This is a genomic window from Paenisporosarcina sp. OV554 (genome assembly GCF_003058165.1).
Taxonomy (GTDB): domain Bacteria; phylum Bacillota; class Bacilli; order Bacillales_A; family Planococcaceae; genus Paenisporosarcina.
The window spans coordinates 23,013-35,165 of the sequence record NZ_QBUC01000016.1 but is presented as its reverse complement, the minus strand read 5'-3'; the positions used below and the strand labels follow the sequence as shown (position 1 = coordinate 35,165).

Annotated in this window: 12 protein-coding genes and 1 riboswitch; of the genes, 6 read left to right on the top strand and 6 right to left on the bottom strand. The window is 37.2% G+C overall.

Annotated elements, in window-relative coordinates; all coding sequences use genetic code 11:
* Positions 1-343: 343 nt before the first annotated feature.
* The gene (locus C8K15_RS13580; RefSeq protein ID WP_108586939.1) at positions 344-856 is read right to left on the bottom strand and encodes a DUF3189 family protein; all 513 of its coding nucleotides are present in this window, start codon (positions 854-856) and stop codon (positions 344-346) included.
* Between the two features lie 221 nt (positions 857-1,077).
* Complete coding sequence (locus C8K15_RS13575) at positions 1,078-2,376, bottom strand: PQQ-dependent sugar dehydrogenase (protein WP_108586938.1); 1,299 nt, start codon at positions 2,374-2,376, stop codon at positions 1,078-1,080.
* A gap of 165 nt (positions 2,377-2,541) precedes the next feature.
* On the opposite strand from C8K15_RS13575, the gene C8K15_RS13570 reads away from it, so the two are divergent.
* From C8K15_RS13570 to C8K15_RS13545, 5 genes are all read left to right on the top strand, one after another.
* Positions 2,542-3,108, top strand: coding sequence for a hypothetical protein (locus C8K15_RS13570; protein ID WP_108586937.1), 567 nt, complete (start codon positions 2,542-2,544; stop codon positions 3,106-3,108).
* A gap of 138 nt (positions 3,109-3,246) precedes the next feature.
* Positions 3,247-3,765 carry a hypothetical protein gene (locus tag C8K15_RS13565; RefSeq protein ID WP_108586936.1) on the top strand — a complete coding sequence of 173 codons (519 nt, stop codon included), beginning with the start codon at positions 3,247-3,249 and terminating at the stop codon, positions 3,763-3,765.
* A gap of 218 nt (positions 3,766-3,983) precedes the next feature.
* Positions 3,984-4,098: riboswitch (TPP riboswitch) on the top strand.
* Between the two features lie 135 nt (positions 4,099-4,233).
* Positions 4,234-6,018, top strand: a complete 1,785-nt coding sequence (gene thiC, locus C8K15_RS13560; protein ID WP_108586935.1) for a phosphomethylpyrimidine synthase ThiC — start codon at positions 4,234-4,236, stop codon at positions 6,016-6,018.
* A 19-nt stretch (positions 6,019-6,037) separates the two neighbouring features.
* The gene (locus tag C8K15_RS13555) at positions 6,038-6,205 is read left to right on the top strand and encodes a serine protease (protein WP_108586934.1); all 168 of its coding nucleotides are present in this window, start codon (positions 6,038-6,040) and stop codon (positions 6,203-6,205) included.
* A gap of 444 nt (positions 6,206-6,649) precedes the next feature.
* Positions 6,650-6,829, top strand: coding sequence for a small acid-soluble spore protein H (locus tag C8K15_RS13545; protein ID WP_108586932.1), 180 nt, complete (start codon positions 6,650-6,652; stop codon positions 6,827-6,829).
* A 165-nt stretch (positions 6,830-6,994) separates the two neighbouring features.
* On the opposite strand, the gene C8K15_RS13540 is transcribed toward C8K15_RS13545, so the two are convergent.
* The 4 genes from C8K15_RS13540 to C8K15_RS13525 all read right to left on the bottom strand — a co-directional run bounded on the left by C8K15_RS13540 (position 6,995) and on the right by C8K15_RS13525 (position 11,187).
* The gene (locus C8K15_RS13540) at positions 6,995-8,467 is read right to left on the bottom strand and encodes an MDR family MFS transporter (RefSeq protein WP_108586931.1); all 1,473 of its coding nucleotides are present in this window, start codon (positions 8,465-8,467) and stop codon (positions 6,995-6,997) included.
* Positions 8,468-8,509: 42 nt separating this feature from the next.
* Positions 8,510-9,130 carry a TetR/AcrR family transcriptional regulator gene (locus C8K15_RS13535; protein WP_108586930.1) on the bottom strand — a complete coding sequence of 207 codons (621 nt, stop codon included), beginning with the start codon at positions 9,128-9,130 and terminating at the stop codon, positions 8,510-8,512.
* 174 nt (positions 9,131-9,304) lie between these two features.
* Positions 9,305-10,471: a TraB/GumN family protein gene (locus tag C8K15_RS13530; RefSeq protein ID WP_108586929.1), complete on the bottom strand. Its 1,167-nt coding sequence runs from the start codon at positions 10,469-10,471 to the stop codon at positions 9,305-9,307.
* Positions 10,472-10,629: 158 nt separating this feature from the next.
* The gene (locus C8K15_RS13525; RefSeq protein WP_108586928.1) at positions 10,630-11,187 is read right to left on the bottom strand and encodes a TetR/AcrR family transcriptional regulator; all 558 of its coding nucleotides are present in this window, start codon (positions 11,185-11,187) and stop codon (positions 10,630-10,632) included.
* Positions 11,188-11,329: 142 nt separating this feature from the next.
* Here C8K15_RS13525 and C8K15_RS13520 point away from each other — a divergent pair, with 142 nt between their 5' ends.
* Positions 11,330-12,088: an SDR family oxidoreductase gene (locus C8K15_RS13520; RefSeq protein ID WP_108586927.1), complete on the top strand. Its 759-nt coding sequence runs from the start codon at positions 11,330-11,332 to the stop codon at positions 12,086-12,088.
* The last annotated feature ends 65 nt before the right edge of the window (positions 12,089-12,153 follow it).

The following is a 12,153-nucleotide window of genomic DNA, read 5'->3' as shown; positions in this document are numbered from 1 at the left end:
TCTTATACCAAAGGTCTTGTAAAAAGATGTCGCATTTTGTACATATTAATAATGTTATCAAATTGATGCCCTGCATTAATCTTTTTGTAAAGCTTGTAATATTTCAATAATTCTAATAATTAAATCCTTCATGAAGTAATAGCTTACACTTTTCTTTTAGTAGATTAACTGGATATAGGGGATTCTTGAATGATAAATATTTTGATTTACAACTTTTAATGACAAGCGAATGGTCAAATTAATAGAAGCAAAACCGGCCACTTTTATATGCCCGTTTTGCCTCTATTTTTAATATTGATTAATACTATTTATGTCGCATCATGTTTCAGATCATTAACTATTATTATTTATATATTTCATTTTCTAAAATAATCACTGTTTCCTCATTTGAGGAATTCCCAATTTGTTTCGTATTTTCAACCAATCGAAAAATATTATCACAGCATTGTTTAGCACCTAAAACTAATAAGGGTACACCTATAAAATCAATTTTTAATCCTCTTGAGAAAAAACCGCCAATCGACATAAGGATTGGTACAGTTGGTGAGGTATTTGAGAATATGATTTTTTCATGAAATTGATGTTTGCTTTGGAGTAATAAAGTTAAGTTTGATAATGCTGGAACGACAAGTTTGTTGGATTTCCGTCCTATCGTATATACAGAATCCCCATTTTCATCTACCCCGTGAAAAATGAGTTTCCCAAAATCATCTTTAGATAATTTGTTAAAATAGTTAACATTTAATATTTCTTCAGTAGTTAGTTTTCGTTCTGATTGGGTAATTTCTTTTAAATGATAGGCGGCAGCCAGAGCGGTGGTATGTGTTCCACCATAGTCATTATAAATATAAATCATGATATCATCCTTTACATTCTTATATAGGGCTATTATGGTCATCTATTCTAGTTCTAATTCAGTTGATTATCTTTTAGCTTTATTTGTTTGGTAAATGATTTAAAGATGTTGAGAGAGCTATAAGAACAGCTAATAACAAACATAATAATCCCCCAGCAAATATTGAGTTTGTTGGGGGATTTGTTATATCTTGATGGCATTCTCTGTAGTGACACCCTGAGTTAAGATGTCTTTGTTATTTTCCAAATAACGCCTGTTCCAGGAACGGCTGATTCCTCCTTAAATAAGCCAAAGTCAGAGACATACAGTGCGCCATCAACACCGAAAACCGCATCAATGGGCCGTTCTAATCCGCCTCCATTTGTATCCGATGCTGCCAGACCTGTTCGATTTATTGCAAATACATGAATCTGCCCTGTTTGCATGTCAATACGGGAAACGCGATGGCCCACATAGGGAAGTGGTATCCCTCCTGTTGTCTCAGGATCTTCGGCTCCAAACTCCGCGATAAAAACATCCCCTACTGGACCAAATTCAGGATTCTCATTAAAATCGAACCCCATTGTTGCGGAGTGAGAAGGGAATGAAGCCACAGGCATTGGTGGTTGCATAGGATGTTCTGCTAATACGAAAGCAGGTTGAGGTTTTCCTTCAGGTCTAAATTGTGGCATTGTGACCGGCAACCCTCCGGTAAAATCCGGAAATCCATACCAGAATCCAGGACGAATCCACTGAAATTCATCCGGGGAGTTGGCCACTGGACGACTTCCGCGAACATCCATCCCATGATTGGACGCAAACAATCGGTTGAATCGATCGAACCGCAATCTGAAAGGATTCCTTAGACCCCATGCCACCAACTCAAGCTCAGAGCCATCTGGATTGGCACGTAATATACTTCCGCTAGCACGAATGATTCCATCCACTGTTTCCCCGGGATAGGTTTCAACCCCAAAAGGAACAAAAGCGCCAGTTGTCACAACACGGTCTGGAAATGCCTCTAAAAGTCCTGATGTTTGAAAGTTAGAGCCATTTAAAGTCACCCTTGAACCCGGGTAATCATGAAAGAATGGATGTTCTTTTACCCAGCCGTTGTCCTTTCCAACAACCCCACTATTGGTCGCAGTTCCTTGCCCAAAATACATTTTTCCATCGGGACCAAATACCACTCGATTGTTATGATGATCACCGATACTTGGGAGCCCATCTATAATATCCATCTTTGTGCCGTCAGGTTGAATAATCGTGACGTACCCTCGATGCGCAACATAAATGTTGCCTTGATATTCAGTAATCCCGGTTAGAGGAGGATTGAACCCATCACCTATTACGATAAAACCTTGTTCTGTAAGTTTTAACACTTTTCCGTTCCCATCTGTGATACCGGAATCGGCAACAAGCATTTCGCCTTTGCTTGTAAAGGTTATGTTTATGGGTGTGGTTAAACCATCCGCAAACACTTCAATGTCATAACCAGGTGGCAACAGGATGTCACTCGGATCTAGTTTCCGTTCAGGCATTGACAACTTACCCCTCTCTTCATTTTCTCTATCAATTTATTCAACCATTGGGCATTCCGGCACTCATTTCATTCTTTTCTATAGTATATAAAAAGACTTTGTGAAATCTGGAACTAAACAGAGTGATGGAATTCGGTGAAATTTTGATCTATAAGGAGAGAGAATGTGTACTTTAATAAATCTATCCCGTCATATCCAAAGGACATTCACCAGAATTTCGAGAGTTGGTCACTTACAAAAAAATTAATGTTTACAGCATTGATGGCTGCACTTGCAGCCATATTGCAATCTGCAGGGGGGCTGTTGCCGGGAATTGGCTATGCCTTCAGCCCACTTGCTACCGTACCGATTATGTTAGGTGCACTAATCTCATTTCGTTCTAGCATGTTGATCTACTTTTTAACAATTTGTTTATTATTGATAATTCAACCAAGCGAGTTAGTGATTTTCCCCTTTACCACGGGGTTGCTCGGAATAAGCCTTGGATGGACATTCCTCGCATTAAATCGACTTCTAGGAATACTATTCGTGAATGGTTTACTGTTGTTTATTGGCATTTGCATTCCATTGTATGGGTTCGGCTTCCCTGTTTTTGGCCCCGCTGTCTCTTCTTCATTTAACTTAACGACTTTACTGATTATTTTTGGATTTTCACTTTTCTATAGCTGGTTATGGATAGGCTTTGGATTATTTTTGCTTCGGAAAATTAGGAGAATTTTAGCTTTGGAATAAATGTGAGAAAGGCCGATCGTAAGTTCAATGAACTCACGGTCGGCCTTTTCTATTCAATTAGGTTATTTAAATAAGAAAATTGTATAATTAATTAAGATGCAAGGAAAATAATGTTATTTTACTGCTAGGGAGTTCATAATGCCAACACTGACTATTACTCAAAGAAAATGGTTATTAATTTTGCACTTGATATTTATTGCTATCTGGTTTGGAAACACTGTCATATTCTTAATTTTAAGTATTGCTGTATCCTTTACAACGGATGAAAATGTAGTTTTGTCCTCTTATACAATCATGCATTTATTAGCCCAAACATCTGGTAGAGCTTCAATTATAGGATCTGTGGTGACTGGAATTTTATTATCACTTCTTACGAAATGGGGATTTTTCAAGTTTAAATGGATTATTTCTAAAGAAGTCCTAACACTTTTATCAGTAGGTATTGGTATCGTTGGGATTTATTATTGGACATTGCATGCATTTACAATGGTTTCTTTAGAAGGAATTGAGTCTTTTCAAAACCAATCATTTATCATCAATAACTACCAATTGTTCGGTGGGGTTATTCTACAAATCTTATCTTTAGCATCAATGATCGTTATTTCTGTTTTTAAACCTTGGGGAAAACGGAAGAATAGCCAATCGACAATAGCCTAAGTTGACACAACATGGGTTTTTACATAAAAAAAACCCATGTTGTGTGCAGGTAAATTAGCAAACCAATTTTCTTTGAGATGTTAACAGAGCATCCCTGTATAACGAATTCAACGATGGCCTCCTTTATTGTCCATCGGTAGCTTCACTTCTGCATCGAAGCGTCGCTGTTTCAATTTAGCTGAGATTACTATATAATGGAATATGAACCGAATAGAATAGAATATAACTAGGGGAGTCCAATAAGTTGGGCTGAGAGAGAAGCACGTTGAAGCTTCTTGACTCTTGGGACCTGATCTGGCTCATACCAGCGTGGGGAAGTTAGCGCGATTCTACAACAATACTTCTGCATACATATAAGCCGGGTCCAACATCTTTTGTTGGATTCCGGCTTTTCATGTATTCTAATAACCTTTCCACTGGGTATTTCCTGTATCTCGTCCTTTGTATTCAAAAAAGGAGAGTTTTATTATGGCTAAGCCTACATTGAATGAAAAAGAAATTTCCATCATGTCTAGTTTTTCTGGTAGTAAAAAAGTATATGTAACAGGGTCAAGACTAGACATTAAAGTTCCAATGCGAGAAATTGAACTAAGCCCAACGTCTGGTCATTTTGGGGAAGAGGAAAATCTTCCAGTACGTGTATATGATACTAGCGGTCCTTATACGGAAACCAATTATTTAATCGACATTACAAAAGGACTGCCGGCTATACGCAGTTCTTGGATTCTAGAACGAGGCGATGTAGAAGAATATGAAAACCGTAAAATTATGCCTGAAGATAATGGATATAACGATGCAAATGATCCTCGTGCAAATCAAAACGTATTCCCTGGTTTAAAACGTAAAACTTTACGTGCACAAAAAGGGAAAAATGTTACTCAACTTCACTATGCTAAAAAAGGAGTAATTACTCCTGAAATGGAATTTATCGCTATAAGAGAAAATATGCCCGCAGAATTTGTTCGTGATGAAGTTGCACGAGGTAGAGCAATCATTCCTGCAAATATCAATCATCCAGAAATCGAACCAATGATTATTGGTCGTAATTTCCATGTCAAGATTAATGCAAATATTGGAAATTCTGCCGTTTCATCTTCTATTTATGAAGAGGTTGAAAAAATGACATGGGCAACACGTTGGGGTGCAGACAATATTATGGATTTATCTACTGGTAAAAACATTCATACAACGCGTGAATGGATTATTCGAAATTCACCCGTACCTGTTGGGACCGTTCCAATTTATCAGGCATTAGAAAAAGTGAATGGTGTTGCTGAAGACCTAACATGGGAGGTTTACCGTGATACGTTGATTGAACAAGCTGAACAAGGTGTGGATTACTTCACGATTCATGCAGGTGTTCTTTTGCGCTATGTTCCCTTAACAGTAAAACGGTTAACAGGAATTGTCTCACGTGGTGGATCAATCATGGCACAATGGTGCTTACATCACCATCAAGAAAATTTTTTATATACACATTTTGAAGAAATTTGCGACATTATGAAAACATATGATATTTCATTTTCATTAGGAGATGGATTACGTCCTGGTTCTATTGCCGATGCAAATGATGAAGCTCAGTTTGCCGAACTTGAAACTCTTGGAGAGTTGACAAAAATAGCTTTGGAGCATGAAGTACAGGTCATGGTTGAAGGACCTGGTCACGTGCCGATGCATTTAATAAAAGAAAATATGGATAAACAATTAGAATTATGCCATGAAGCACCATTTTATACACTTGGCCCCCTAACAACTGATATCGCTCCTGGTTATGATCACATTACTTCTGCGATTGGTGCAGCTATGATTGGTTGGTACGGGACAGCAATGCTTTGTTATGTAACGCCAAAAGAACATTTAGGTTTACCGAATAGAGACGATGTTCGTGAAGGGGTTATTACGTATAAAATTGCTGCACATGCAGCTGATTTAGCAAAAGGACATCCAGGATCACAAATTCGGGATAATGCTTTGTCAAAAGCTCGTTTTGAGTTTCGTTGGAGAGACCAATTTAACTTGTCTTTGGATCCTGAACGTGCAATCGAATATCATGATGAAACATTACCTGCAGAAGGTGCAAAAACATCACACTTTTGTTCAATGTGTGGACCTAAGTTTTGTAGCATGAGAATTTCTCAAGATATTCGTAACCATGCCAAAAATAATGAACTTTTTACAAAGGAAGCAATTGAAAAAGGGATGCAAGAAAAAGCTACCCAATTTAAGGAATCTGGGGGACGGATTTATCAATAACTTACATGGAGGACAGATGATGAAGATTCAAGAAATTGAAGAAGAAATTAATCAAATGAAAATTCATCTTTCTTTTTTGGAAAATCGTTTAAAAGAGAACCAAAAAAACTGTGATCATCATTTTCTAATGAACCTATCTCATGAAAAATGTTTAAAGTGTAATAAGGTAAATGTCTTCCATTACTAAGGTTACTAAAATAATCCACTTTCCAAGTGTTACGTGAACAAAATATACACGGATGGAATTAAATAGTTTTATTAATTTATCCGTGATGAACCATCTTCATGAGAAGTACATTTTTCTCATGACATACTTGATATGTAATGGAGAGCTTATTTATGTAGTCAGTCATAAGTGCAAAAATGGATCCCATAGTGAAGAAACGATTGCAAAACATTTGTACCAGAAACTTAAATTTTTGAGGGTAACCATCATTTTGGTTACCCTCATTTTCATTCAAGTTTACTGAATTCCTTTTATTTTATGCTTCTTCTCCTCAAGGATAACATTGTTTTCTTTACCTTTTTCTCAATTTTATAGCTGTAAGAATTAATTATATCGAAGCGAATAAGAATAATTAATGAATAAAAAGTGAATATTACCCTTACGAATTAAAAGGAGGATTTTATAATGAATTTACAAAGGGCACAAGAAATTGCAACATCACCAGTTTTAGCAGATGTACTATATAACGGAACTCCAATATACATTCAACATGTGGATGAAAATAAAGGAACAGCTAGAATTTATTCTCTTGATGAACCAGAGAATGAACAAGAGGTTGCATTAGCAAACCTAATCGAACAATAAATCGACAAATATACTACCGATAAATAATAACTTTTCATCAAATACAACACTGATTGTAGAATGGTTTTTGACCACCTCCTTTCTTTATTTAAAATCTCTATAGTAACTTCATATTAGGAGTTCATAAAAAAAGGCTGAACCGAAATTCGGTCCAGCCTTTTCGTATTATGATTCGTTAACGGGTTCTTGTGTAAAGACGCGGTCTTTCTCTACTTCAGTTACAGGTATTTGCGGCTTTTTAATGAAGAGTGTTAGTAATAATGCCACAGCTGCAATAAATGTGGAAATGAAGAATGTGTAATTGATTCCTTCCATCAATGAACTTTTCATGATACTGGCTGGGTCAGCTCCGCTTAACGCCAAGTCTTTTCCTGCCGAGGTAGCTCGTGTGTTCATGACTGTGATTAGTAGCGCAGATCCGATGGCACCTGATACTTGCTGAAGCGTGTTGTTCATCGCTGTACCATGCGGATAGACTTTCTTTGGCAAGCTATTTAAGCCGTTTGTCATGATTGGCATCATTACCATTGAAATACCTAACATCCGTATTGTATAGAGGAACATGATATGAAGATAGCTGGTATCCAAACTCAAATCACTGAAGAAATAAGTGGAGATAACCACAATTGACATCCCAATAATCGCAAGAATTTTGGCACCATACTTATCGAACAATTTACCAGTTACCGGTGACATGAAGCCCATTACTAAAGCTCCTGGAAGCATTATCAAACCTGAATTCATCGGTGATATCCCTTTAATCGTTTGAACATAGATTGGCATAAGAATCATCGCAGAAAACATTGATATTGACACGACGATAGAAATCGCAGATGACAAAGCGAACATCGGATATTTGTAAATTCTAAATTCGAGTAATGGATCTTTTAATTTAAATTGACGGAAAATAAATGTTACCAGAGATACAACACCAATGCTGATTGTCCCCAACACATATGGGTCACTCCATCCATTTTGTCCAGCCGCACTAAATCCGTACAGAATCCCTCCAAAACCAAGACTTGAAAAGACCAAAGAAGTTTTATCCAATGTCAATTCTTTGTTTTGGGATGTTAAATTCTTTAATTTAAAAATCCCTAATGCTAGAGGAATCAAAGCAAGTGGCAAGACGATGAAAAACAATACTCTCCATGAATAATGTTCAACAACAAAGCCAGAAAGTGTTGGACCAATTGCTGGCGCAACGATCATCACAAGACCGAATATTCCCATGGCTGACCCTCGACGTTCCACAGGGAATGCTACAAGGATAACGTTCATCAAAAGTGGCATCATAAGGGCGGCACCAGATGCTTGAACCATTCTTGCTGCAAGCAGTACACTGAAAGTCGGAGCTAATCCTGCTAACAAAGTACCCAGTGCAAATAATGACATTGCTAAGATGAAAATCGATCGGTTCGAATAACGTTGGATAAAATAGGCGCTCGCTGGAATCAATATTCCGTTCACGAGCATATATCCTGTAATCAGCCATTGTGCAGTGGAAGCCTCAATTTTTAAATCTGTCATAATGGCAGGCAATGCGATGTTCAATAAAGTCTGGGTAAATATCGCCACAAACGCCCCTGTAAATAAAATGGCGATAATGCCATAAGGTGGTTTCTTCTGTTCTGTCATTCGTGTATTCCTCCATATATCTTAATTATTTTTCTAGTTTTTCTATAACTCATCTTTACTAAGCCCTTTTTTAAGCAAATTGACTTCGAGTATATAATTTTGTAATGATTCATCGTTGGACAAGTCTTTTGCGAATACTTGAATCAGACTTTGGAATGTCACGGCTTTCATGATTTTGAGGATATGAACCAGTTCGATTTCATCCGTGATATTCAATTTATTATGATCAACTAAACCCACAACCTCTGCCAATCGAGTTTTCAATTGCTCATCATTTACATCAGGAGTCAATGTGTTTTCCGCTTTGTAATTCATATTCAAAAAGGCATTCCTGAAAAATTGGCGGGACTCTATGCTTTGCAAGTTGATCAGCATCATCCCAAAGGCCTCAATAAATGTTTCCATTAAATCGCCATTTTGTTTTTTTAATATCGAAATGAATCTTCTTCTAAGCCGCTGTGAATATTCATCAAGCAAGAAATAATAAAGGTCCTCTTTATCTTCAAAATATTGATAAAAGCTTCCTCTCGGGATTCCAGCCTCTTTAACAATATTAGAAATGGAAGCTTCAAATAATGGTGCCCTTGAAAATTCTTTAATTGCCGCACGTATTAATGTTTCCCTTTTATCTATGGGTAATTTAATGAAGGTTTGTTTTGGCATCCTTATACACTCCTATCTATCTTACAAATGACATCGTGTCATATTCGCACAAGAATTCATTATATATGACACAGTGTCATAATGCAATGAAAATGTGACACTGTGTCATATATTGGTTTTATTCCATAAAAAAAGAGAAAAGTCATAGACTTTTCTCTTCCTATAAACAATTTTTTACAAGTTATTAAAGAACACTCTAATTACATCGGCTCCGCCTATAAATGTTCCTATTGAACCTCCTAAGTTCGTCAAGAGAACCACTAGCAGAACGCGCGTGACTTTATTATGCCAAAATCCTTTAATCGAAAACACATCTTCTGACAGTGTTTCGAAGTCACCTATATTCGGTCTGCGTACATATGCTTGTACAATTCCAGATACCCAACCCGCTGCAATCAACGGATGTAAAGCGGTGAAAGGTGCGGCAACAAAGGCAGACAAAATGGCAAGAGGATGCCCAAAAGCAACAGCCGCGCCAATAGCAGCCAAGGTTCCCGTCCATAGAATCCAACTTATTGCTTGGTCAAAACCGGCAGATGGATTGGCAATAAAAGTAAAGACGATAAGCGCAACAATAAGCAGTGGTATTGCCCAGCCAAGAATTTTGGGTACGATTGATTTAGGTGGTGTTAGTGATAAAGCCTCTAAATCATGTTCTTTATGAATTTCTTTCGTAATCCCTTGTACATGTGCCGCACCAAGTACCGCAACAATTTTATTTCCAGGAGCATCTTTTATCTTTTGGGCTAAATATTGATCTCGTTCATCAATTAACGGCTTCTTTAACCTTGGGAAGGCTTCCGTAAACTCAGCAAGAACCGCGTTTAGTGTATCTTGTGATTTCATTTTTTCTAGTTCGTCTTCTGAGATTGTATCTTTACTGAAAATACTATAGAAAATGGCGCTGAGTAGTTGTGCTTTTCCTGTCAGACCAAGGTTATGCCAAATTCTTGAAAAGGTAATTTGGATATTGCGATCTGCCAGTACTAGCTCAGCACCCGTTTCTTTAGCCGATTCAATCCCCTGAATCATTTCTTGTCCAGGTTTAATATCAAATTGCTTGGCTAATCGATTTTGAAATGAAGATATAGCCAAATTCATCAATAGCAATGTTGATTTCTTCTCTTTTATGACTTTGAAAATATCAATTTTTTTCCACTTGTCGCTCTCCATAACGGACTGGTATCTTTGGGCGTCCAACTCGATACAAACTGAATCAGGTCTCTCTCTTTCAATAACCTCTTTTACTTGTTCCGCACTTTGTCGCGATACGTGCGCCGTGCCGATTAATATTAGTTCTTTTCCATCTAAGTTTATCCGCGTAATGTTTTCTTCAGGCATAAGTTACTTCCTTCATAGAATGTATTTCTCTTACGCAATCTTGTATCTGTCGATTACTAAAAGACTGTCTACTGTTAATAATGAATTATATTATGAGAAATTTCAAATTTGTTTTCTATATAACTAGTAGAAATTGGTCAGTACTATAAATTTTTGTTTTAATTTACATTCAAAATACGAACAAGCTGTTGATTTAAATAATTTGCGCTGTGTTGGAAATCTTGTTTGGACCATTCTATCACCATTCCTACAATGGCATTCGCTTGATACGCACTAATCATAGCAATATCGATTTCCTTTTCACCATTGAGAGCCAAATCGTTTTTTAACAATTCCTTAATTTGATCGAATAACAAGTAGTAATAGGACAATGGTGCATTTTTCGAGAAAACAATTCGATAAAATTTCTTGTACTTTTCAATATGATGGAAAATTCGAATAGTGGAAGGATTTAGCTCACTTGTAATTAAGATTTGCACATGTTTATAAGGTTCTTGATAGGAAGTTATTAAATCTTTCATAATTTCCTTAAAGTATTCTTCAAACAGATTCTCTATTTGTCCATAATGTGAATAGAACGTTCCGCGATTCACTTTTGCCTTTAGACAGATTTCAGTCACAGAAATCGAATTTAAGGTCTTTTCTTTTAATAAAATCAGCAATGCTTCTTGCAGTGCCTCCTTTGTTTTGACCACTCTCAAATCCGTTTTCATCAATTTTCACCTCTTATCCAACAGATTTTAGAAAACTGTACTTTAATGAACAATTTTCATTTTTTTGCTCATGGTAAACGCTTACTGATGTGTATTATACTTTTTATTAAACAACTGTTCAATAAAACCTAGGAGGTCGTAATCGATGAGATTAGAAGGAAAAGTCGCCATTGTTACAGGAGCAGCATCAGGAATGGGAAAAGCTATTGCAGAAGCATATGTTAGAGAAGGTGCAAAAGTAGTAGTCTCAGATTTAAATTTAGAAGGAGCTAATGTCGTAGCTGAAGCAATTAAAGCTACGGGTGGCGAGGCTTTCGCTATTCAAACAAATGTCGCTTCTTCAGAGGATCTACAACGTCTATTTGAGGAAACGAAGCAAGCATTTGGCAAACTCGATATTCTTGTAAATAATGCAGGAATTATGGATGGAATGGAGCCAGTTGGGGACATTTCAGATGAGCGTTGGGATCATGTATTTGCAGTTAATACTACTGCTGTTATGCGTTTGATGCGTTTAGCAATTCCTATTTTCATTGAACAAGGACAAGGTGTAATTGTTAATAACATATCTGCTGGTGGTTTATATGGGGCTCGCGCAGGGGCTGCCTACACCGCTTCTAAACATGCGGTAGTTGGTTTGACAAAAAACACTGCATTTATGTATGCAGATAAAAATATTCGTTGCAACGGCATTGCACCCGGTGCAGTTATCACAAACATCGCCAGCTCGATGACTAACATAAATCAGCTGGGCGCTACGAGACAGTCATTGGGAATGGCAATAAATCCTCGTGCCGGACATCCTGAAGAAATTGCGAATTTAGCCATCTTCTTAGGCTCGGACGAAGCAAGCTTTGTGAATGGTCAAGTAGTCGGCGTTGATGGTGGTTGGACAGCTTATTAAGTCTTTTCAATGTAAGGTAACAAAAAACCTCCGGAATGAGAGAACTGCCTCATGGGACTGACCCC

What these genes read in the sequence shown, in the direction of transcription:
- C8K15_RS13535 (WP_108586930.1), bottom strand. Translation starts at nt 9,130, where the DNA reads ATGCCAAAACAAACCTTCATTAAATTACCCATAGATAAAAGGGAAACA.
- C8K15_RS13545 (WP_108586932.1), top strand. Translation starts at nt 6,650, where the DNA reads ATGAATTTACAAAGGGCACAAGAAATTGCAACATCACCAGTTTTAGCA.
- C8K15_RS13555 (WP_108586934.1), top strand. Translation starts at nt 6,038, where the DNA reads ATGAAGATTCAAGAAATTGAAGAAGAAATTAATCAAATGAAAATTCAT.
- C8K15_RS13540 (WP_108586931.1), bottom strand. Translation starts at nt 8,467, where the DNA reads ATGACAGAACAGAAGAAACCACCTTATGGCATTATCGCCATTTTATTT.
- C8K15_RS13530 (WP_108586929.1), bottom strand. Translation starts at nt 10,471, where the DNA reads ATGCCTGAAGAAAACATTACGCGGATAAACTTAGATGGAAAAGAACTA.
- thiC (WP_108586935.1), top strand. Translation starts at nt 4,234, where the DNA reads ATGGCTAAGCCTACATTGAATGAAAAAGAAATTTCCATCATGTCTAGT.
- C8K15_RS13580 (WP_108586939.1), bottom strand. Translation starts at nt 856, where the DNA reads ATGATTTATATTTATAATGACTATGGTGGAACACATACCACCGCTCTG.
- C8K15_RS13520 (WP_108586927.1), top strand. Translation starts at nt 11,330, where the DNA reads ATGAGATTAGAAGGAAAAGTCGCCATTGTTACAGGAGCAGCATCAGGA.
- C8K15_RS13575 (WP_108586938.1), bottom strand. Translation starts at nt 2,376, where the DNA reads ATGCCTGAACGGAAACTAGATCCGAGTGACATCCTGTTGCCACCTGGT.
- C8K15_RS13565 (WP_108586936.1), top strand. Translation starts at nt 3,247, where the DNA reads ATGCCAACACTGACTATTACTCAAAGAAAATGGTTATTAATTTTGCAC.